The organism is Pseudomonas sp. 86_A (assembly GCF_017491705.1).
Taxonomy (GTDB): Bacteria; Pseudomonadota; Gammaproteobacteria; order Pseudomonadales; family Pseudomonadaceae; genus Aquipseudomonas; species Aquipseudomonas koreensis.
On the sequence record NZ_JAFGYS010000010.1, the window covers coordinates 1 to 20,731 of the forward strand.

Annotated in this window: 14 protein-coding genes; 7 read left to right on the plus strand and 7 right to left on the minus strand. The window is 61.8% G+C overall.

The window, feature by feature from the left end; all coding sequences use genetic code 11:
- Together J5M57_RS16190 and J5M57_RS16195 are read left to right on the plus strand one after the other, a co-directional pair.
- Positions 1–1,526 (plus strand): HAMP domain-containing sensor histidine kinase (locus J5M57_RS16190; protein WP_207871976.1); only part of this gene is annotated, 1,526 nt, incomplete at its 5' end.
- A complete protein-coding gene (locus tag J5M57_RS16195) occupies positions 1,516–2,907 on the plus strand; it encodes a sigma-54 dependent transcriptional regulator (RefSeq protein ID WP_207847933.1) in 1,392 nt (463 codons plus the stop codon). The genes J5M57_RS16190 and J5M57_RS16195, both read left to right, overlap by 11 nt.
- A gap of 10 nt (positions 2,908–2,917) precedes the next feature.
- Here the strand turns inward: J5M57_RS16195 and J5M57_RS16200 are convergent, their stop codons facing one another.
- Positions 2,918–3,583, minus strand: a complete 666-nt coding sequence (locus tag J5M57_RS16200) for a DsbA family oxidoreductase (RefSeq protein ID WP_207847932.1) — start codon at positions 3,581–3,583, stop codon at positions 2,918–2,920.
- Positions 3,584–3,809: 226 nt separating this feature from the next.
- Between J5M57_RS16200 and J5M57_RS16205 the strand changes: the two genes are divergently transcribed.
- Positions 3,810–7,178 carry a hypothetical protein gene (locus J5M57_RS16205; protein ID WP_207847931.1) on the plus strand — a complete coding sequence of 1,123 codons (3,369 nt, stop codon included), beginning with the start codon at positions 3,810–3,812 and terminating at the stop codon, positions 7,176–7,178.
- A gap of 84 nt (positions 7,179–7,262) precedes the next feature.
- Here the strand turns inward: J5M57_RS16205 and J5M57_RS16210 are convergent, their stop codons facing one another.
- Positions 7,263–8,297 (minus strand): alpha/beta hydrolase, encoded by a 1,035-nt coding sequence (locus J5M57_RS16210; RefSeq protein ID WP_207847930.1) that lies wholly within the window; start codon positions 8,295–8,297, stop codon positions 7,263–7,265.
- Between the two features lie 224 nt (positions 8,298–8,521).
- Here J5M57_RS16210 and J5M57_RS16215 point away from each other — a divergent pair, with 224 nt between their 5' ends.
- From J5M57_RS16215 to J5M57_RS16225, 3 genes are all read left to right on the plus strand, one after another.
- On the plus strand, positions 8,522–13,735 hold the full coding sequence (locus J5M57_RS16215; RefSeq protein ID WP_207847929.1) for a DUF6543 domain-containing protein: 5,214 nt from the start codon (positions 8,522–8,524) through the stop codon (positions 13,733–13,735).
- Positions 13,736–13,856: 121 nt separating this feature from the next.
- Positions 13,857–14,774 carry a transcriptional regulator MetR gene (gene metR, locus J5M57_RS16220; protein WP_064590075.1) on the plus strand — a complete coding sequence of 306 codons (918 nt, stop codon included), beginning with the start codon at positions 13,857–13,859 and terminating at the stop codon, positions 14,772–14,774.
- A gap of 372 nt (positions 14,775–15,146) precedes the next feature.
- On the plus strand, positions 15,147–15,506 hold the full coding sequence (locus J5M57_RS16225; RefSeq protein WP_083368023.1) for a DUF6124 family protein: 360 nt from the start codon (positions 15,147–15,149) through the stop codon (positions 15,504–15,506).
- Positions 15,507–15,538: 32 nt separating this feature from the next.
- Here J5M57_RS16225 and J5M57_RS16230 read toward each other — a convergent pair whose 3' ends face one another.
- The 5 genes from J5M57_RS16230 to J5M57_RS16250 form a co-directional block, all read right to left on the minus strand.
- Positions 15,539–16,036 carry a GNAT family N-acetyltransferase gene (locus tag J5M57_RS16230; RefSeq protein ID WP_207847928.1) on the minus strand — a complete coding sequence of 166 codons (498 nt, stop codon included), beginning with the start codon at positions 16,034–16,036 and terminating at the stop codon, positions 15,539–15,541.
- Between the two features lie 2 nt (positions 16,037–16,038).
- The gene (locus J5M57_RS16235) at positions 16,039–16,677 is read right to left on the minus strand and encodes a LysE family translocator (RefSeq protein WP_207847927.1); all 639 of its coding nucleotides are present in this window, start codon (positions 16,675–16,677) and stop codon (positions 16,039–16,041) included.
- A 23-nt stretch (positions 16,678–16,700) separates the two neighbouring features.
- On the minus strand, positions 16,701–17,135 hold the full coding sequence (locus tag J5M57_RS16240; protein WP_207847926.1) for an NUDIX domain-containing protein: 435 nt from the start codon (positions 17,133–17,135) through the stop codon (positions 16,701–16,703).
- Between the two features lie 76 nt (positions 17,136–17,211).
- A complete protein-coding gene (locus J5M57_RS16245; RefSeq protein ID WP_083368020.1) occupies positions 17,212–18,537 on the minus strand; it encodes an APC family permease in 1,326 nt (441 codons plus the stop codon).
- Positions 18,538–18,852: 315 nt separating this feature from the next.
- On the minus strand, positions 18,853–19,674 hold the full coding sequence (locus tag J5M57_RS16250; RefSeq protein ID WP_169842351.1) for a carbon-nitrogen hydrolase family protein: 822 nt from the start codon (positions 19,672–19,674) through the stop codon (positions 18,853–18,855).
- 124 nt (positions 19,675–19,798) lie between these two features.
- Here J5M57_RS16250 and J5M57_RS16255 point away from each other — a divergent pair, with 124 nt between their 5' ends.
- A complete protein-coding gene (locus J5M57_RS16255; RefSeq protein WP_064589031.1) occupies positions 19,799–20,599 on the plus strand; it encodes a LuxR C-terminal-related transcriptional regulator in 801 nt (266 codons plus the stop codon).
- Positions 20,600–20,731: the final 132 nt, after the last annotated feature.

Below are 20,731 nucleotides of genomic sequence, written 5' to 3' on the forward strand. Positions count from 1 at the left end.
TCATGCGCCACACCCGCCCGCCCGTCGACCGCCATTCCGCCCGCCAAGACAAACTGACCGCCGACATCGCCGACTCGATGGGCATCGACGTCGTGGCGCTGATCCGCAACAGCGATCAAAAAGTGGTGTTCAGCACCGCCGCCGACGATATCGTCAGCCAGATCAGCACCGCACCGAAGGCGGTGCTGCAAACCCTGCAAGTGGGCGGCGTGGCCACCGGCACGGTGATCTCGACGTTCGAAACCGCTCAGGACGGCGTCGACTACAAAATGATCGTCGGCACTTATCTGGACAACAGCTTCCTGACCAGCGTTGCCGATGTGCATTCGCTGGACCTGCGCCTGTACCTGGCCAAGGGCGATGATTTCTCGGAGATTTTCTCCACCCAGCGTTTCCAGGATCATCCCCTGCAAGTGCCGGAAGACATCGAGCAGATCCTGCGCAAAACCAAAGGCCCGTACGAACAGTTCACCAATAACTACAGCGGCATCTACCGGCCGATCTTCAACGAGAACAGCCAGCTGCAAGGGGTGATTTTCAGTGGGCTGCTGCGCCACACCAGCCTCGTCGGTCTGGTCAATCAGAGCAACCTGTTCATCCTGATTTTCCTGCTCAGCTCGGCAGCCTCGCTGGCGGTCGGCTGGCTGGTCTCGCAACGCCTGACCAAGCCCCTGCGCGGTCTGGCCCGGGGCGTACAAGCGGTGATCGCCGGCGATTATCATCAGCGTCTGAGCGTGTACGGCGGCGACGAACTGGCCGAACTGAGCAGCACCTTCAATCACATGAGCCAGCGTCTGGAGGAGTTGCAGCATCTGGAGTCGCAACTGCGTCGCCGCGACCGCCTGCATGCGCTGGGCGAAGTTGCCATGGGCCTGGCCCATGAAATCCGCAATCCGCTGGGCATCATCAAGACCGCCACCCAACTGCTGCACCGGCGTGCCGATCTGCCGGAGACCGACCGGCGCCATCTGGAATACGTGGTCAAGGAAGTCAGCCGGATCAACGATCTGATCACCGAGTTCCTCGATTTCGCCAAACCCAGTGCGCCGATCCGCGCCACCCAGTCAGCACGGGCACTGGTGGATGAACTGGCCGGGTTCTGCGAGCCGGAACTGGCCAGCCACAAGATTGATCTGCACATCGACGACCAGGCGCCCGGCGCAACGATCTACGCCGATATCAAGCAACTCAAACAGGCCGGCCTGAACCTGATCGTCAACGCCATCGACGCCATGCCCGATGGCGGTCGCCTGACCCTGAGCATCGCCAACGACGCGCACTACACCATCATCAGCGTCGCGGACACCGGCCAGGGGATAGAAGCCGACATGCTCGAGCGCATCTTCACCCCGTTCGTCACCACCAAGGCCTCGGGCACCGGCCTGGGCCTGGCGAAAGTGTTTTCGGTCATGGAAAACCACAACGGACGCGTGGAGTGCGTCAGTGAAAAAGATGCCGGCGCCACGTTCAGCCTGTACATTCCGGCCAATGGCGAAGACTTCGACGAGACTGACGATGACGCATAACATTCTGGTGGTGGACGACGAACCGAAACTCTGCGACCTGCTGGCCTCGGCCCTTGGTCAGAACGGCGTCACCGTGTTCACCGCCGGCAATGGCCTGCACGCGCTCAAGGTGCTGGAGAGCGAAGACATCGACCTGCTCATCAGCGACTGGCGCATGCCCGGCATGGGCGGTCCGCAGTTGTTGGCGGAAGTGAAAACCCGCTTTCCGCAGATGCCGGTGATTGTCATGACCGCCTACAGCACGGTGAAAAACGCCGTGGAATCGATGCGCAATGGCGCGTTCGATTACATTGCCAAGCCGTTCGACATCGACGAACTGGACATCACCGTCAGCAAGGCCCTGCAGTTTCGCGACATCCTCAAAGACAACCAGCGCATGCGCGCCGAACTCGACGAACATCAGCAGATCGACAGCCTGATCGGCGACAGCCCGAGCTTCCGCAGCGTGCTGCAAGCGGTGGACTCGGTCCGCGAAAGCACCGCCACCGTGCTGCTCAGCGGCGAGAGCGGCACCGGCAAGGAAATGGTCGCCCGGGCCATTCACAAACATGGCAATCGCGCCGACAAACCGTTTGTCGCGGTGAACTGCGCGGCGATTCCCGAAGGGCTGCTGGAAAGCGAGATGTTCGGCCACCGCAAAGGCGCATTCACCGGCGCCGTGGCCGATCGCATCGGGCGCTTTCAGCAGGCCGACAAAGGCACGCTGTTTCTCGATGAGATCGGCGAGATGCCGCTGGCGCTGCAGGCGAAAATCCTCCGCGCCCTGCAGGAGCGGGTGATCGAGCCGGTGGGCGATACCAAGGAGCGCAAAGTCGATGTGCGGGTGATCGCCGCCACCAATAAAGACCTGCTGCAAGCGGTGGCGAACAAAGAGTTTCGCGAAGACCTCTACTACCGCCTCAACGTGTTCCCCATTCCACTGCCGGCGCTGCGCGAACGGGTCGAAGACATCGCACCGCTGGCCCGGCATTTCGCCCACACACTGGGCGCCGCTGCCGGCAAACGCATCAGTGGTTTCAGCGCGCAGGCCTTGCAGGCCATGACCCGCTATTCATGGCCGGGCAACATTCGCGAACTGCAGAACTGCGTCGAGCGCGCGACCATCGTCGCGTCCGCCAACATCATCGAGGAGCACGATCTGCCGGCGTATCTGTTCGCTGCGCAAGCGTCTGACAGCAGCGGCCCGCTGAGCGACATCAACGGCGTGCCGGCGGACCTCGACGCGGCGCTGGCAGAAGTCGAGAAGGCTTACATTCTCGCCGCCCTGCAGCAGAGCAACGGCGTGCAGGCTGCCGCGGCGCAGTTGATCGGGATCTCCGAGCGCAGCTTCTGGTATCGCCTGAAGAAGCTCGGGATCCACGTCGACAAGATCGTACGTTGAGGCCAGGGCTTCAGCTGACCGTGCCGCCGCGAGCTTCACTCATGATCTGCCGGATCGCCCCGACAAAGGTGTCCACCGGTTGCCCGCCCGTGACCGCGTACTGACCGTTGAACACCACGGTCGGCACGGAACTCACGCCGCGTTGCAGCCAGATTTGTTCTTCTTCGCGCACTGCATCGGCAAACTCGTCGGAGGCCAGAATCGCCGCCGCGCGCTGGCGGTCGAGACCGACGCTTTCGGCAATCTGCGTCAGTTGCGCGTGATCGGAAGGGTTGCCGCCGTCCGTGAAATACGCCTTGAACAGCGCTTCTTTCAACGGCAATTGCAAACCCTCAAGCCCGGCCCAATGCAGCAAGCGGTGAGCATCGAAGGTGTTGTAGATGCGGCTGTTGCCATCGGTGCGAAAGGCAAACCCGACGTCGGCGCCACGGGCGCGGATCGCCTCGCGGTTCTTCTGCGACTGCTCCGGGGTCGAGCCGTATTTCTCGCCGATGTGCTCGGTGATGTTCTGCCCCTCGGGGGCCATTTTCGGGTTCAGTTCGAACGGCTGGAAATGAATCTCGGCCTGAACTTCATCGCGCAGAATCTCCAGCGCCTGCAGCAGGCCGTACAGACCGACGACGCACCACGGGCAAGACACGTCGCTGACAAAATCGATTTTCAAAGCGGAACTCATCACACACCTCGCGGGCGGAAATCGTGCGGGAAAGTTTGCACCATACACCGCCAGGTAGCGCAGGTGGCAGCCAGTTTGCAGGAGTGGAACAAGCCTACCGTTCGTCCAGAAAAGCCTTCTACCTGTTAGTTCTGACAGTGGTGCCCGCCGGCTTTTTGCCGCTCAATCGGCTGGGACGCGCAGTGCCCCGGCGGTTTTGCGCACATCAGCCGACTCGGAGAACGCCATGACTGCCCTGTTCATCTACACCCCGGAACAACTGGACGCGCTTCAAGTAGAAAGCCCGCAACAACGGGTCGATCCGTTTGTTGAGATCAAAGCAGCCGGATTGTTTGCTGAAAACGGGATATTCAAGCTGTTTCCCATTCTGATACCGGGCTGGCACCCGGTTGATTATCCTCAGGCACTGTTTGGCGTCGGCGCCGATGAAACGGCCGGGACGGGGCTCGGATGGTATGTACTGATTCCGTCCTATCTACTGATGGCTGCGTCTGACACCGTGCGCCTGTACCTGGGCAAACGCCTTGCGCCGGGTGAAAGCCCTGATCCCGACGAGCCCGGCACGCTGATCAAGACGCTGATCGTGCCCGTCGATCACGACAACCAAAACATCGTCGGGATCATTCCCCGCGAAGCTATCGACAGACCCGGTATCCACTCGATGTGGTACACCATCGAACGGGTCAGCGGCTCGACGTCCGAGCCTTCAGACAGAATCACCGTGTGGTTCAAACCGACCTTTCCTGACAGCCTTGACCCCACCGGCACCAGCCGCGAGCGGCAGCCTCTGGAAGCTCCCGGTTTTCCAGCGCTGATCGACAAGGACATGATCGAAGCCGGGGTCGACTTCGTCATTCCGTTCTGGCGAGTCATGACCCGGGGCGACCAGATCGAGTTGACGATTGCCAGTCAAATCGTCAACTACGTCATCAAGCCTGAAGAGATCGGCAAGGACATCGTGCTGACGGTCGATCCCGCGACGCTCAGGCTGATCGGACATGCCGACCCACTGCTGGTGAGTTACCGGATCACCGACCAGGTGCATAACATCAGCCTGACATCGAAGATCGGCGAGGGCATCCTCGACCCCGATACCTCTTATCTGGAAGCCCCCACGGTCCCCTTGACCCAAGATGACGTGCTGAAGATTGACGACCTCGGCGGCGTTGACATGAAGGTTGACGTGCTGGCGCGGCGTGCGGACGCCAGTCCCGGTGACAAGGTAGAGCTGACCCTTCTGGACTCCCGGAGCGGGTACCGTGAAGTCTTCGGCCCTCTGGACTACAAGGCTGGCGTCGTGGAGTTCAAGGTGCCTTACGCACTGGTGAAAAGGCTGGCCCCGACGACAATCACCCTGAGTTATCAGCGCATCCGGATCGTCGCGGGCAGTGAGGTGCGCACACCGTCGTATCCCTACTCGCCACGGCTGATCGGCGAACAATATCGCGCCCCTGCGCCCACTGCGCCGCAAGCCCGAGGCGGCGTATTTGCCGCTGCACTCGAACGCACGACGAGCTACGCCGGCCCCGGTATCGAGGGCATCGCCGTCGGCGATACAGTGACCTTCACCTGCCTGAGCACCAGCGCGGGCGGCACGACTCGCTTGCAGACCTACAAGCGTGAGGTCACCAGGTCGATGGACATTCCTGGCGTCGGTATCGTGGTGCCATTCGATATCGAGACGACGCACTTCAGCAGTTTCCAGGGAGGCGACATCGCCATGCACTACCTGGTCACCGGTGACGGCCATGCTCAACCGCTGCTGTCGTTTACCAGTCAATTCCGCATCGGCCGTACCCAAGACATTCTGGCGGTGGTCGAAGTCGACACCAGTTCAATGGGCATACTCGACCCCAAGGACATCCCGTTCGGCGCGCCGGCCATTTGTCCTGCCGCCGCCCACACGCGAGTCGGCGACACCGTGCATCTGGAGGTCTGGCGACTGGGCAATAACCTCGACCCGCAAGATCGCCTGGTGTACGCCGATTCATTGCCCATCAGCGCCGGCAATCTCGGCAAGAACATCGAGTTCCGCCTGGCCCTGGAGCTGATCCAGTCGCTACTCAATCGTGTCATCAGTGTTGATTGGTACATCGAGCGCCCTCGCGAGCTGCCGCTGACCGCGCCGGAACTGAATTTGCGCATCGGCGCCAAGGCGCTTGTGCTGCCGGCACCGGAGTTGATCCAAGCCTCGCCGGGCAATCGGGTCGATCCGCTCAACACCGTGAAAAATGCGACGGTTCGTGTCCGTTACATCGGGATGGACACCGCGCACCGCGTGACCCTGTTCGCCAATGGCCGCGACGGCTTTGGCAGTCCGGCGCTGGCCAGCATGCCGGGCAGCACCAGCGGGACGCTGTTGTTTGACCTGCCGCTGACCGCCATTGCGGCCAACATCGGTACCTATATGTCGTTCCGGTATCAGGTGACGCAGGAAGGCATTCAGGATCAAACCTCCAGCGTTGCCCGCTATGAAGTCACGCCCATTGCCAACCCGGAGATCAACTATCCGCGCATGAGCATTACCGAGGCGCCTGACCACAAAGTGCTCAACCTCAACAACTTCCAGGGCGATGCGCACTGGACGCTGGTGCCGTGGCTGTTCATCGCCGTCGGCACCCGCATGCGCGTGGCCCTGAGCGGTCAGCAGGAGGACGGCAGCGAACACGTCATCAGCCTGTTTGACGAGGTCATCACGGCCAACCACATCCGTAGTGGACTGAGCGGCGTGATCGCTCGCGCGCAACTCAAACTGTTCAAGGACGGCACGCAAGTGTTCGGCCTGTCGGTGGCTAACTTCAGCGACAAGGGCGGCGCCGATACGTTCTTCCCGATGCGTGAACTGACCATCAAGACCGAAATGCTGGCCCTCCCGGAGATTACCCAACTGATCGATAACCAGGGAGGCATCACCGGCCAGGTCAGAAACGGCGGCACGTGTGATGCCACCATGCCCAGCCTGGTGGGTAGCGCGACCCCCTACTCAAAAGTTCGTCTGTTCAACGGTCAGGTGTTTTTAAGGACGGTTGACGTCGATGTCGACGGGATCTGGAGAGCCGACGTCTCGATCGGCGAAGGTCAGCACAGCCTGACGGCGCAGACGGCCGACGGCAAACAGGTCTCCCCGGTGTGGAACGTGACCGTTCAAAAGGATTTCTATGAAGTGACCAATTTCTACAACGGCAACTTCAATGGCTGGGCACTCGGTGAAGGTGGCCAGAGCTACAAACTGGTCGGTACGCCACCCAACCTGCTGTTCTGGATTAACACGCCGCTCAAAATCAAGAACTGGGGCATCATCCTCAGCAAACGATTCGACCTGGTGATTGGCGCGCAGTATGAATTCCTGTGTGGCGTCTACAACACCGCGGTCAACAGCTATGACGTCAATCCGTCGTTATCCCTGGGGGTCAGCTACATGCTCGAAACACCTCACAGAGAAATTCCCAAGTTCTCTGACTGGATCCTCCTGCGAGGGGTGTTTACCGCGACTGACCGATCCGCTGTGTTCCACGTTCACAACCTTCAACCGGGTGATATCGGCAATGACTTTTTCCTGCATAACCTGACCGTCAGACAACTGACCAACGCTTAGCCCATCACCGCCGCGCCAGACTGCGCAGCCTCTGCAAAAGGGACTGCGCAGCTGGCTTGAGCAATGCCATCGGCGATGGAAAAATCACAGCACGTTCGCCCCTGCCACCGGCTCGATCTGCGCCCAGTGCGAGGTGTCTTCACGGTGCTGCTGCAGATACGGCAACACCGCCGCCAGCAACGGCGCCTTGAACGCTTCCTGAAAACGATGGGCCAGCCCCGGGATCAGCTTCAACTGACTGCCACGGATATGCGCCGCCAGGTGCACGCCGTGCATCACCGGCAACAGCGGATCGGCCGTGCCGTGCACCACCAGCGTTGGCACGCGCAATTGATTGAGCAAGGCCACCCGGCTCGGCTCGGCCAGAATCGCCATGATCTGGCGCTTCACGCCTTCTGGATTGAACGCGCGGTCGTAAGCAATCGCCGCCTGATGCAGCAACGCCTGTCGGTCATCGGTCACGGCCGGGCTGCCGAGCGCCGCCAGCAGGTCAGCCTGTTGTTCCAGTGCCACTTCGCGATTCGGTGCACCGCGGCGCGCCAGCAGTTGCACCAGTGCCGCGCTCGGCGCTGGCAAGCCTTCGGCGCCGGAGCTGGTCATGATCAGCGTCAGGCTCTCCACCCGTTGTGGCGCCATCGCCGCCAGATGCTGGGCGATCATTCCGCCCATGCTTGCGCCCAGTACGTGGAACTGGTCGATGTGCAGCGCGTCCATCAGGCCCAGCGCATCGTCGGCCATGTCGGTCAGCGAATACGGGGCCGATACAGGCAAGCCGAGCTTGTAGCGCAGCACTTCAAACGTCAGGTTGGCCTCGGCCGGCGCCTGGCGCCAGGTCGACAAGCCAACATCACGGTTGTCATAGCGGATCACCCGAAAGCCTTGCTGACACAGCGCAACCACCACTTCGTCCGGCCAGTGAATCAACTGCCCACCCAGGCCCATGACCAGCAACAGTGCCGGATCCGATGCACGGCCGATGCTCTGGTAGGCAATGCTCACTTGTTGCAGATCGACATGCTCGGTCGGCACATTCACGTCACAACGCGCGGCCGCGAGCGATGGCGCACCGAATAAAAACGCGACCAAAACAGCCGCGAGCGAAAAAAATCCCTTGATCATGAAAAACACCGAAACGCAGAACCCCAGTAGAGCGCGAGTCTGATGAAGTTTGTTCAAGCGCGCTGCCACAGTTGCGTGACAGTTTGATGAAGTTTGCCGAGCGGTCGTCAGCACCGTACAAAAAGCAACGCGATAACTATGTACCACCAGCTCCTGCCACCCCTGACCTCTAATGGCGCGAACGCCGGTTTGCCCGGCCTTCACGCTCTTGGAGAGCCACTTTCATGTTCGACCAACTCTCGCAGCGACCGAGCGACTTCGGCCTCGCCTCCTCGCTATCCGCCGATCAGGATCTGAACCTGCTGTTGAGCGCCACCGCGCGCTGGCGCGATTGCCACGATCAGTGGCTTGAGCTCATGGCCCAGGATCCGCCCTCCATGCTCGATGAGCCGTGGTGGAATGCTCGGGCACGCGGCACCCGGGTGAGCCGCAAGGCCCACGCCATCAGCCTGTATCGCCAGCATTTCGAAGTGTCGAGCCTATGGGCACTCGCCGACGGCCTATTGAACGGCGAACAACTCAAAGCGCTGCAGACGCTGATCGACCCGACCGTGCAGACGACTGCCAGCGTGTCGGTCCAGCAACTGCGGCTCAAAGACGCGAATCAGCTGACGGTCGAGCTGTCCGGTGCGTTGCTCATCACCCTGAGCAGCGATCCGGCTACGCACTGGCTGTACCTGCCGTCGTCCACCTTGGCCTGGATCAGCTTTCCCGAGCGGCAGAAGTTGCAGGAATGGCTGATTGAACAGCAGCCACAATTGCTCGGTCAGCAGCGCCTGGAAACCACGGCCATCCGCGTTGAATACAGTGCGCTCGAAGCCCCGGCATTGACGAAAGGCGCCGAGGCGCTGCTGATGCAGTTCAAGCGCCTGGCAGCAGACCGGCAACGTCGCGAAACCGTGCTCTCGTCGCCCCCGGAACAGCCGGCCGTCGACGGGCAAGACCCTCTCGCGCCGTTCTACCAGCTCAGTCCCGACATTCCACTGGGCCAACGCCTCAAGGCCCTGAGCCTGCAACAGAGCGCACTGGAAAACCTGCTCGGCAGCGACTTTCAAGGTGACGGCAGCGACCCGCGTCTGCAACGCTTGAAACAACAGCTCGATGCGCTCGAGGCTGCCGAACAGGCCAGCCATACGGCCGCCACGCAGTTGCTCAACCCCGCTAGCGACTTGCAGATGCTTGAACTGCGCCATAAGACCCACCCGCCATACACCGCGCTTCATCAGGCACGGCTGAGCGGTTTGCGCGCCGAAGCCCAATTGCAATTGACCCTGAACCAGATCAGCCCTGAAGAGCATCAATGGCTCGAATCCGTTCTGGATGCACCGGCTCAACCCCGCCCGGACACGGTCGTGGTGGCGCGACTGGTCCTGGCAGCGAACGACACCGAGGGCGATCCCCATCGCCGGCAAACCGAGGAACTGGACGGCGTCCTGTTGTTCAGCCACCCCTCGGTATTGTCGCCCGCCTCCCGACAGAGCCTGCTGCTGTACTGGCCCGGGCGCTTCGGTGGCCTGCAGCGATTCGACTCGCGGCAGGCGCTGGAGGCGACGCTGTTCAAGGTTCAGGCCAACGATAAAACCCAGGCGCTGCAGTTGCTGGCGCTGAGCGGCGATCCGTTCGAGTACGCCTTGCAAATGCAGCTCTACGCCTGCGTTCAGGAAGCCGGGCAGATCCTCAGCGCCAATTCCCTTCCCGCGCGTGCGGCGCAACGCCAGTCGGCCCTGCAGGCGCTGCGCGAACAGGCACTTGCTCGCCTCACGGTACCGGCGGCCCCCTCCCGGGACCTGACGTATTCGCACCTCGTCGAACAGAACCACAGCGCGGTATTGGCCAAGCGGCTGCCGTCGTGGTTGAGCGCGCTGCCACAGGAGCGACGCCAATCGCTCAAGTCCCTGCTCAGCGCCTACATCAAGGCAATCAAGCAATCCCACCGGTTAGTCGAGCGCGAACTGCCACCGCGCGACACCTTCAGTCGCCGGGCGATCTTCGCTTATCTGCAAAAGGCCTTCGACCTGAGCGCCAACGTTGAGGTGATGCTGGACATTCCCGACAGCACATCCTGGCGCAAAGAACTCATCGCCGCCCCGGCACCCGGGACGCCGCAGCGCAACAGGCTGATCGCCAGTGCACAACGCAGCAAGCTGGCGCTCGCCGATCTGCTGCAAGGCAACATCGATCAGTCGATGTGGTGGCGCCTGTCGTTCATGCAGGTCGAGGTCAGCGGTGCAGTCGCCACGGAATGTCGCACCGTCAAGGCGGCAATCACCCAGCCGTGGCTGCGCACACTCGTGACCGAGCAGGATCTGGCCGGCCAATACGAAACACTGATCCGTGAGACGTTTCTCGGCCCGCCGGGGGAATCGGCCTTCAACCATCAATATCGCCGTGAGTGCCTGAGCGAACCCTTGCGGCTGATGCTCAAACTGCAAGGCGAGTTCGCGCGGTTACAAGGTGAGATCAACGCTGATGGCCAGCAAATCCTCGACATCGCCATCGATGCCGACAGTCGCGCGGCCTACACCGCCAACGGCCGGCGCATCGTGTTGCTGCCGGCGCACTTGAGCGCAGGCGGCGACGACACGCACGCGCAAGGGCCCAGCACACTGGCGGGCATTACCTTCATCGAAGAACAGATCAGCGGGCAGACGCTGCTGTACCTGCCCGACAGCCCTGACGGGGTATTTCTGCGCCAGTTCGACAGCCTCGAAGCGGCGCGCAAGGCGCTGTACAACCTGTGCCTGAAAACTGCCATGCCCGCGTATCTGGCCGGACGGGCCGTCACGGGCGACTTTGACCGGCATGTCAGCCGGATCAATCAGGCGCTGCTGAAAAACTTCGACGCGATCATTGGCACGGGTCAGGCCTGGCCGGCCAGCACGTCGCTGGCCGCGCACCTGCTCAATGTGCACATGGGACGATTGCTCAAGGCGCATCGCGACACCTCGCGCTCCAACGACGCGTTGTACCTGGAGGGCGTCGCATTGAAATGCGGAGCACTCTTCAACTACCTGAAAATGGCCCTTGGCATGCTGCCCTTCGTCGGCAGCGCCATTGCCCTGTACGACGCCTGGAACAGCGCGAACATGGCGGTGGCGGCCTTTCTGCGGGGCGAGGTCGGACATGGCCTGGCCGAAGTCGAAGCGGTGCTGCTGTCGCTGATCGATGCGGCCATGGACACGCTGCCCGGCACCAGCGCTGCCGGCAGCGTCCGTTCGCTGACCCGCCTGCGCCAGTTGAAGACACTGGGCAAACGCCCTGCCAGCCTGGTCGCCGCGACACAACGCCGGGCGCGATACTCACTGGAGCGCTTTCAGGGTTACGAGTATGAACGGCCGATCTCCCTCGCCGGCCTGCAGCCGGGCAGCGAAGGCATTTATCGTCAGGTCTATCGCCATGCCGACGGCGACTTCATCCTCAGCCACGGGCGCATCTACCGCGTCGAACTGAGCCAGAACCCGCCGCAATGGCGCCTGAGCGGCACCCGCACGCGCACCTACAAGCAACCTGTCGCACTGGATGAAGCGGGCCACTGGAACAGTCACTACGCGGTCTACGGCACAACGATCGCCGGCGGCGGTGTCGGCGGCGGCGCGGTACTCGGGCACGTGGCCGACGGCCTCGACCCACTGTGGCCTGCCGCCATTCGGGCATTGTTGCCGCGCTGGTGGGTTGATCGACAACTGCGCCGCCAACTGACCCTGACCCACAGCATCGACGCCAGCACCCGGCGCCTGGATACCCAGACCCGAAACTCCAACCAGCTGCTGGAGCAGTACCAGGGCCTGACCGTCGCCGAGCGCAAACCGCTGCAAGCCAAGGTCGATGCGGCGTGCATCAACGACATCGATACCGCCGAAGCCGTGTATCACAATCTCGCCGAACTGCTGCCCATGAGCCACGGCAGGCGACGCGTACAGATCGAAGACTTTCAGAGCCGCTGCGCGTGGGTCGCCACCGACCGCACCATCCAGCGTCTCAATGTGTCCCGGGCCAGGCTGCTGGACTATCTGAGCACGATTGACGAACTGGTCGCACAGTCCGACGCCATTCCGTTTACCGAGACCGCGCCGCATCTGCAACTGGTCACCCGCCGAAAAGCGGTGCGCAAGCAGTTCCTGAAAGAGTTCGATCACCTGCGCGCGTGCACCGAAGAAGCCAACCGGTGGAATGCCCGCATCACCAACCGGAGCCAGAGGGCGAAGATGGCCGAGAACGTGGCCGCGCTTAATCAGCACCTTGGCGAGGCCACCTACGACTATCTGAAAACCACCCACATTCTGGAGCTCATCACCCACTACGATGCCGTCGATGATTTATCCTGGACCTACTTTCAGGTGCAGATGAAGAAGGCCCGAACCAAGGTCGGTCGCACACTGCTGACCCAGCATTATCTGCCCGAGGTTCAGGCCAGCGCGGCGCAACGCAATCGCGTACTCGAAGAGTGCCTTGAGACCTACGCCGGGTTCCGTCGCCAGTTGAATGCCTGGCGCATTGGCTATCCGCAGCATCTGGACCTGGAACAGGTCACGCCGTTTCTCGACGGGCTAAGCAAGATCGAAGCCCATGCACGACAGGCCATCAAGAGTCGCCAGCCGATCAAACCCAAAGCGAGCGGCAACAGGCAACTGTTCGAAACCGAAGACAATCAATTGCTGATCGGCACCCAGACCATCGATGCCGTCACCCGACAACGACGCTTCACCGTCGAAGGTCTCGACGGCTATCGGGAAACCTGGCTGCCGCGTTCGAGCGGCAAATACCTCCTGCAGACCGAACCGACCGTCACGGCGTCCGCCGCGCCGACCGATGTTCAATCACTGCTCAAGGAAGCGCGCAAACGCCTCGCCAGTGTTGCGGCCTACAGCAACAAAGTCATGGGCTACGCCCGGCAGGACATGCTGCCCGTGGACCTGGAACATGTGTTGAGCAGTGAGGCGCTGGAACTCAGTACCCGGGCGGACTCCATCGAACGTTTGTCACCCGACGAATCACTGGTGCTGCAATTGAATGCCCAGGCTCAGGAACTGCGCAGCGCCGGCCGGACACTGCGCATCGAGCAATCGATGCGCAGCCACACCCCGACTGAAGGCTATCTGGACTACCTGATACAGCAACAGGTGGTCGACATCCGCAAAGAAGGTGGCCTGCGCGCATTGGGTAAGCGTCCCGACGGGCGCAAGGACTTCCTGCAGGAATACGAAGTGCGCGACCTCAGCAGCAATCCGCCACGCACCTTGTGGTACGCGCACTTCCACTACACCTCGGACAAGGTGCCGTTCGAGGACTTCGTCAAAGCCCACTTGAAGTTGCCGCAGCAACGCAACCTCGGTCTGCAGTGGCAGCAGGCGCAAGCGGCCGGCGGCGCTCAGGTTGAAGCGATCTGGCGCGGTGACATCGGCAAACCGCTGGGCAACCGCCTGTTTTCAGCGCTGTAAGCCAGACACGGCGGAGCACACCCTTGTGCTCCGCTGTTTTTTTGTGGATCGACAGCGCCCACAACATGAGACAAACTCACCACATTCGCTTTAATCACAAATTTTCCTCATGGGGCCAGCCGTGCTTGAAATTCGTCATCTGAAAACCCTGCACGCCCTGCGTGAAGCCGACAGCCTGGTGGACGCCGCCGACCGCCTGCACCTGACCCAGTCGGCGCTGTCCCACCAGTTCAAGGAGCTGGAGGAGCGCATGGGCATGCCGTTGTTCGTGCGCAAGACCAAACCGGTGCGCTTCACCAGCGCCGGTTTGCGCCTGCTGCAACTGGCCGATGCGACCTTGCCGCTGCTGCGCGCCGCCGAACGCGACATCAGCCGACTGGCCGGTGGAACCGCCGGGCGCCTGCACATGGCGATCGAGTGCCACAGCTGCTTCCAGTGGCTGATGCCGACCATCGACCAGTTCCGCGACGCCTGGCCTGAGGTCGAACTCGACCTGGCCTCGGGCTTCGCCTTCGCCCCACTGCCGGCACTGGCCCGGGGCGATCTGGACCTGGTGGTGACCTCCGATCCGCTGGACATCGTCGGCATCACGTACGTGCCGCTGTTCACTTACGAAGCGATGCTTGCCGTCGCCAACCAGCACCCGCTGGCGAGCAAACCGTACATCGTCCCCGAAGACCTGCTGACCGAAACCCTGATCACCTACCCGGTGGAACGCGATCGGCTGGACATCTTCACCCGCTTCCTCGAACCGGCCGACATCGAACCGGCGCAAGTGCGCACCTCGGAACTGTCGGTGATGATGATGCAACTGGTCGCCAGCGGCCGTGGCGTGTGCGGCATGCCGCACTGGGCGCTGCATGAATACAGCTCGCGCGGCTATGTGAAGGCCAAGCGGCTGGGCGAGAAAGGTCTGTTTGCCACGCTGTACGCGGCGATTCGTGCGGACATGCTCGATGCGCCGTACATGCGCGACTTCCTGCTCACGGCCAAGGACACGTCGTTCTCGACCCTGGACGGGGTCAGCGCCGTTCGCTGACGCTGCGATCTTTGGCTCTTAAACAGCGCTGTTTAAGCAACACCTCCAGACACTCTCGCAGGCTACACAACCTTGCGCCGTTGCCTACGGCTACGCCAGAATCCGCCGGCTTGTGCACCTGTGGCCTGCTCTCTATCGTGGATCGGTCGCTGACTCATTCAGCGATCGGGTTTAGCGATCCGGTCCCCTCTACGATGCCCAAGTCCCGTTGCGGTCGTGTCTTGTCTGCGATTGACGTCATGGTGGCTGTGCGTGGGAGACCTTCGGGTCTACCCGGGGTTTCCGTAACCCGGATCGCTAACCTGCGTACAGCCGCCACCTTTACTTGTTTAGCGATGAGTTGTGGCGGCTCAGCCTTTACGGAGATTCGCCATGTTCAAGGTCACGCCCAACCCGCCGGATTCAGACCCGGTCTCCCCTTATGCATCCATCGATTCCAGAAAGCTCCACGAAGCCGCCGACCGCGCCCTCGACCATTACCTCAAACCGCCCACGCCGCCAGACCTCAACCGCAACCCCAGCACACTGTTCCACGTCGCCCCCGGCGCCGATAACGAAAGCCTGCTGGTCCACGCCTGTGAGTCGCTGGCCTCGGCCAGCGTGATGCTCAGCGATTTCGCCGGGTTGCTGGACACGCCGTATCGCAACACGTTGCTCGGCATTCAGCAGGTGGTGATGCTCGGGGAACTGGCGGTGAACCGGGTGCTCGACAACCTCGATCCCCCAGCCTGAAACACACCTGCCCATGTGGGGTCAGCGTGAAGTCAGAGCTGGCGCCACATGTGGATCTTGTCGAAGTAGTCTTCGCCGACCCGCACCGCCAGCGGCTCAAGGCCGAACTGGATGAAGCCGCAGCGCTGATACAGGTTGAATGCGGCATCGTTGCCGGCGGTGACGGTGAGCTGGATGACTTTCAGCGCCGGATGCTTCTGCGCTTCGGCCAGTACGGCTTGCACCAGTTCATGACCCAGGCCGTGCTGACGAAAATCCGCCGACACGTACATGCCGAACAGCGTGGCCTTGTGGCGCGCCTTCTCACGGGGTTCGAATGCCAGGCCGACAATGCCGGCCAAGGTGCCCGCCTCGAATGCCCCCAGCACCACATCGAGCTTGCTGGTCAGGCGCGCTTCCCACCAGCTCAACGGCATCACCGCGCGTTCACGCACGCTGGAGGTGAACGCCTGCGGATGGCGGTCGTAGGCCTCAAGCATCAGCTCGCGGTAAGCCAGGGCGTGGCTGGCATCCAGCCGTTCGATCCACATGCTCAGGCCGTCCGGCGTTGTTCAAGCATCAGCCGCACCGCCAGGCCACCGAGCACCAGGCCCATGAAGTAGCGCTGGATGGCCAGCCACGTCGGGTTGCGCACGAACCACGAGGCGATGCCTGCCGCAAACAACGCGATCAGCAGATTGACGCTGAAACTGACGCTGATCTGGGTCAGGCCGAGGATGATGCTCTGGGTGAACACCGAACCGTGTTCCGGGGTGATGAATTGCGGAAACACCGAGAGGTAGAACACCGCAATCTTCGGGTTCAGCGCACTGGTGAGAAAGCCCATGGTGATCAGTTTGCGTGACGAGTCCGGCGGCAATTGCTGCGCTTCGAACGGCGAGCGCGCGCCGGGTTTCAGCGCTTGCCAGGCCAGCCACAGCAGGTACAACGCACCAGCCCACTTGAGCACTTCATAAGCCAGCGGCACCGCCACAAACACTGCAGTCAAACCCGCCGCCGCAGCGAACATGTGCACAAAGAATCCACTCACCACACCAAGCAACGACGTCACCCCCGCCTTGCGTCCCTGACAGATCGAACGCGAGATCAGGTAAATCATGTTCGGCCCCGGCGTCAGTACCATCAACAACGCAGCGGCGGCGAAGATCAGCAAGTCTTGAAGCGGGATCATGGCAATGTCCTTTGCGTGAATGATCAGACAAGCGCGGTGAGCGAGTTGCGATAAAACGGCAGGATCAGGTCACGTGTCAATGGCGCCAGAACCACAGCAGGATCAATGGCCGGATCGACCCAGAGCACTTCCTCGATTTCGGCGGCCGGCGTGACATCGGCGTCGATGGTCAGCTGAAAGATTTCGGCCTGAACGACACACCCCGGCTCGTTGGCCGCCGGTGCCGAGAACTGGCCGAGAAAAGACGCCTGCGTCGGATCGATCTGCAGGCCCAGCTCTTCCTCCAGCTCCCGGGCCAGCGCGTGTACCGGCAACTCATGCGCTTCGATCTTGCCGCCCGGTTGCATGAACGCCGCGGTGCCGCGCTTGCGCACCAGCAGGGTCTGGCCTTTGGCGTTGAGCAACAGCGCGGCGGCGATGTGGATGAGGCCGGAAGGTGGAGCGGAAAAAGTCGACATGCAAGACAAGCCTTTGGCGCAAAAACGGCAAGCATCACATGCTTGCCGTTACCGAGCAAAGCCACGGTTGGCGATCTTACGTCGCTTCCTGAAAATCCATCTCCGGCGGCTGCCGCCGAAACCCGCCAGTGAGCACCGCCAGATACACCACGCCAATCGCCAGCCAGCTCAGGCCCAGATACACCGCCAGGTGATCCAGGCTGACCATCAGCCACAAATCCGCGACCAGCCCGATCAACGGGAAGACCAGGAACAGCACGAGCTCGCGCAGGCCCTTTTTCTCACCACCGATCCAGTAGTGAAAAATCACCGACAGGTTGACCAGGCTGAACGCCAGGAACGCGCCAAAGTTGATGAACGAGGTCGAGGTGGTCACGTCGAGTTTCAGGGCCAGCAACGCCACCACCGCACACAGCAGGATGCTGTTGACCGGCGTGCCGAAGCGCGCATGCAGGGTGCCGAAGAACGACTTGGGCAACACGCCGTCGCGGCCCATCGCAAACAGCAGGCGCGAACCGCTGGCCTGGGCGGACAGCCCCGAGGCGAACTGGCCGACGATCAGGCCGATGAGGAAGATCGAGACGAACAGGTCGCCGCCGATATTGCGCGCGATTTCATAGGCCGCCGAGTCGACGCTGGCGAACTGCAGCGACGGGTGCGCGATCTGCACGAAGTACGACACGCCGACGAAGATCAGCCCGCCGATCAGGGTGATCAACATGATTGCGCGTGGAATGGTGCGGCGTGGGTCGCGGGTTTCTTCGGTCAGCGTGCTGACGGCGTCGAAACCGAGAAACGAATAACAGGCGATGGCCGCGCCGCTCATGATCAGCGGCATCTGCATGTCGCCGTTGAAAAACGGTTTGATCGACCACAACGGCGTACTCGCATCGCCGCCGACGTAGTGCACGCAAAGGGCAACGAAGGCGATCAGCACCAAAAATTGCACCAGCATCAGCAAGGCGTTGATGCCGTTGGCCAGTTTCAGGCCGATGACGTTGATCGCGCTGGTGATGCCGATGAACGCCAGCACCCAGATCCACTGCGGAATCGACGGGAACGCCGACGCCAGGTACGCGGCGCCGATCAGCCAGATCGCCATCGGCAGAAACAGGTAATCGAGCAGCACCGCCCAACCGGCGATGAAGCCGAGCTTGGGGCTGATCGCCTTGCGCACGTAGCTGTAGGCGGAACCGGCGACCGGGAACGCGGCGGCCATGCGTCCGTAGCTCAGGGCGGTGAAGAACATCGCCACCAGTGCCGCCAGATACGCGGCCGGCACCATGCCGGCGGTGGATTGCGCGAGGATGCCGAACGTGCCGAGGACAATGATCGGCGTCATGTAGGCGATGCCGAACAGCACCACCGACCCTAATGACAGGGTGCGTTGCAAACGAGCCATGAGCGACTTACTCCGAATTTTATTGGATTTATGGCAGAGCCGAGTTCGGCGAATGTTTCGGTTCTTTTTGTTGTTCGGGTGTTGCTGAGTTTTTATGTTCGATTTGAAATCCCTTGCCCCTCACCCCAGCCCTCTCCCCCAGGGGGTAGAGGGGGGAAAGGGAGACAATCTCCATGGATTTCAAATCCTGAGTTCGACTCGAATTCGCAGTTTCAAATCCTGAGTTCGACTGGGTCCTTCAGGTCGGTGTATCTCGAACAATCAACTCGGTCAGTCCCCTCTCCCCCTGGGAGAGGGTTAGGGTGAGGGCATCGATCAATGATGTGGAATCAACAATTCGCGAACACCATCGCTGCGCTCCAGCACCTCCCCCGGCAGCTTCAAGCGCTGGTCATCCAGATAGCGGTAATCCTTGCGCGCAATCTCCAGTCGAGCGAAGTCCAGCTCGACGCTGAACGTTCCTTCTTCACGCCCCGCCTCGAACAGCAACGTCCCCAGCGGATCGACCAGCGCACTGCCGCCGGCGAACATCAGCCCGTCATCCCCGGCCTCGACGCGGTTGACCATCAGCGCGAACGCCTGATTCTCCTGGGCGCGGGCGGTGATTGCGGTGCGGTGGGTCGGGGCGTACGGGTCCATGTTGCCGTTGGTCACGATCAGCAACTCGGCGCCCAGTTGCGCCAGGGCGCGTGCGGACTCGGGGAATTCGATGTCGTAGCAGATCAACAAGCCGACCCGCACCCCGTTCCACAGGCACGTGGCATAGCGGTCGCCCGCCTCGAACACGCCGCGATCCGAAGCCCAGAGGTGGGTCTTGCGGTATTTCAGGGCGATGCCGTCGGGGGTGATCAACAGCGTGGTGTTGTAGAAGCGACCGTTGTCGTGCTCGGCCATGCCAATGACCACGGCGATGTTGCGCTCGCGGGCGGCGGCCAGCACCGCGCTGACGGTCGGGCCGTCCACCGGCTCGGCGATCTGCGCCACGGTCTCGGCCGTCGGGAAGCCCATCAGGTGGGTTTCCGGGAACACGATCAGTTGCGTGTCGGCCGCGCACGCCGCAATCGCCGCGAGGGCGCGTTCGAGGTTGTACGCGGTGCCATTGTCACGGCCCGCCAATTGGGCGAGTTCGACTTTCATGAGAATTCCTTGTGATGAGCAGCGGGCGCCGAAAGATTGCCCGGTGGCTGTCTGTGGGCCAGTATGCGCAGCAAGCAACCGGCCAGGGAATCACGCGGCCGGGGTAACCCGATAGGGGTAGTTCATGTCCGTTTCGTTTGATGACATCACCTGGCACCGCGCCGTCGGCCAATTGATCGACGCGCTCGACAAGCCGAATTTCTGGGCGCAACTGGTGCGCCTGCTCGATCAGTACGTGGCGTTCGATAGCTGGGTGGCGCTGCTGTTCAGCGCTGATCAGCACCCGCAGGTCTTCGCCGAATGCCCCGGCGAGGACGGCAGCCCCGACCAGCTGTTCCAGGATTATCTGCGCGGGTTGTACCTGCTCGACCCGTTCTACATCGCCTGCCGCGAGCAGTCGCGCACCGGCCTGTACCGCCTGTCGGAGGTGGCGCCGGAGCATTTCGAGCTGACCGAGTATTACCAGCGATACTTTCGTCTGAATGTGGTCGCCGACGAAATCCAGTTCAATTGCCAGCTCGAAGGCGAACGCACGCTGTGCCTGTCGCTGGGCAGTGAAAAACGTTTCACTGGCGAACAGATTGCCGTGCTGTCGTTGATTCAGCCGTGGGTGCTGGGTTTGTTGCGCCAGCGCCTGCCTTACGAGATCAACGAAACCGTGGCGCTGGCTGCCGCGCCTGCGCCGGCCGACTGGCGCGTGCAGCTGGAGGCGTCGGTGCAGCAACTCAAGGGCGCGCAACTGACGGCCCGGGAACTGGATGTGGGGCGTTTGATGCTCAGCGGTTGCTCCAGTAAAGAAATCGCCCGTAAGCTGGAAATCTCCGTAGAAACCGTGAAAGTCCATAAGAAACACATGTACAGCAAGCTGGGGATCAAATCCCAGTCGGAGCTGTTTTCGATTTTTCTCCAGGCGCAGAACGCCTGAAACGCCTCGCCACAAGAGCAAGCCAGTCTGCGCGCCATGGGTAACCATTGAGTCCGAACCAAGGAAACCGTATGAGCCTGTCACTCCTGAGCCGCTACGCCTTCTTTGCCGTCTGCGTGATTTTCACCCTCG

What these genes read in the sequence shown, in the direction of transcription:
- J5M57_RS16205 (WP_207847931.1), top strand. Translation starts at nt 3,810, where the DNA reads ATGACTGCCCTGTTCATCTACACCCCGGAACAACTGGACGCGCTTCAA.
- J5M57_RS16245 (WP_083368020.1), bottom strand. Translation starts at nt 18,537, where the DNA reads ATGGCTCGTTTGCAACGCACCCTGTCATTAGGGTCGGTGGTGCTGTTC.
- J5M57_RS16225 (WP_083368023.1), top strand. Translation starts at nt 15,147, where the DNA reads ATGTTCAAGGTCACGCCCAACCCGCCGGATTCAGACCCGGTCTCCCCT.
- J5M57_RS16240 (WP_207847926.1), bottom strand. Translation starts at nt 17,135, where the DNA reads ATGTCGACTTTTTCCGCTCCACCTTCCGGCCTCATCCACATCGCCGCC.
- J5M57_RS16195 (WP_207847933.1), top strand. Translation starts at nt 1,516, where the DNA reads ATGACGCATAACATTCTGGTGGTGGACGACGAACCGAAACTCTGCGAC.
- J5M57_RS16255 (WP_064589031.1), top strand. Translation starts at nt 19,799, where the DNA reads ATGTCCGTTTCGTTTGATGACATCACCTGGCACCGCGCCGTCGGCCAA.
- J5M57_RS16235 (WP_207847927.1), bottom strand. Translation starts at nt 16,677, where the DNA reads ATGATCCCGCTTCAAGACTTGCTGATCTTCGCCGCCGCTGCGTTGTTG.
- J5M57_RS16230 (WP_207847928.1), bottom strand. Translation starts at nt 16,036, where the DNA reads ATGTGGATCGAACGGCTGGATGCCAGCCACGCCCTGGCTTACCGCGAG.
- J5M57_RS16200 (WP_207847932.1), bottom strand. Translation starts at nt 3,583, where the DNA reads ATGAGTTCCGCTTTGAAAATCGATTTTGTCAGCGACGTGTCTTGCCCG.
- J5M57_RS16215 (WP_207847929.1), top strand. Translation starts at nt 8,522, where the DNA reads ATGTTCGACCAACTCTCGCAGCGACCGAGCGACTTCGGCCTCGCCTCC.
- J5M57_RS16250 (WP_169842351.1), bottom strand. Translation starts at nt 19,674, where the DNA reads ATGAAAGTCGAACTCGCCCAATTGGCGGGCCGTGACAATGGCACCGCG.
- J5M57_RS16210 (WP_207847930.1), bottom strand. Translation starts at nt 8,297, where the DNA reads ATGATCAAGGGATTTTTTTCGCTCGCGGCTGTTTTGGTCGCGTTTTTA.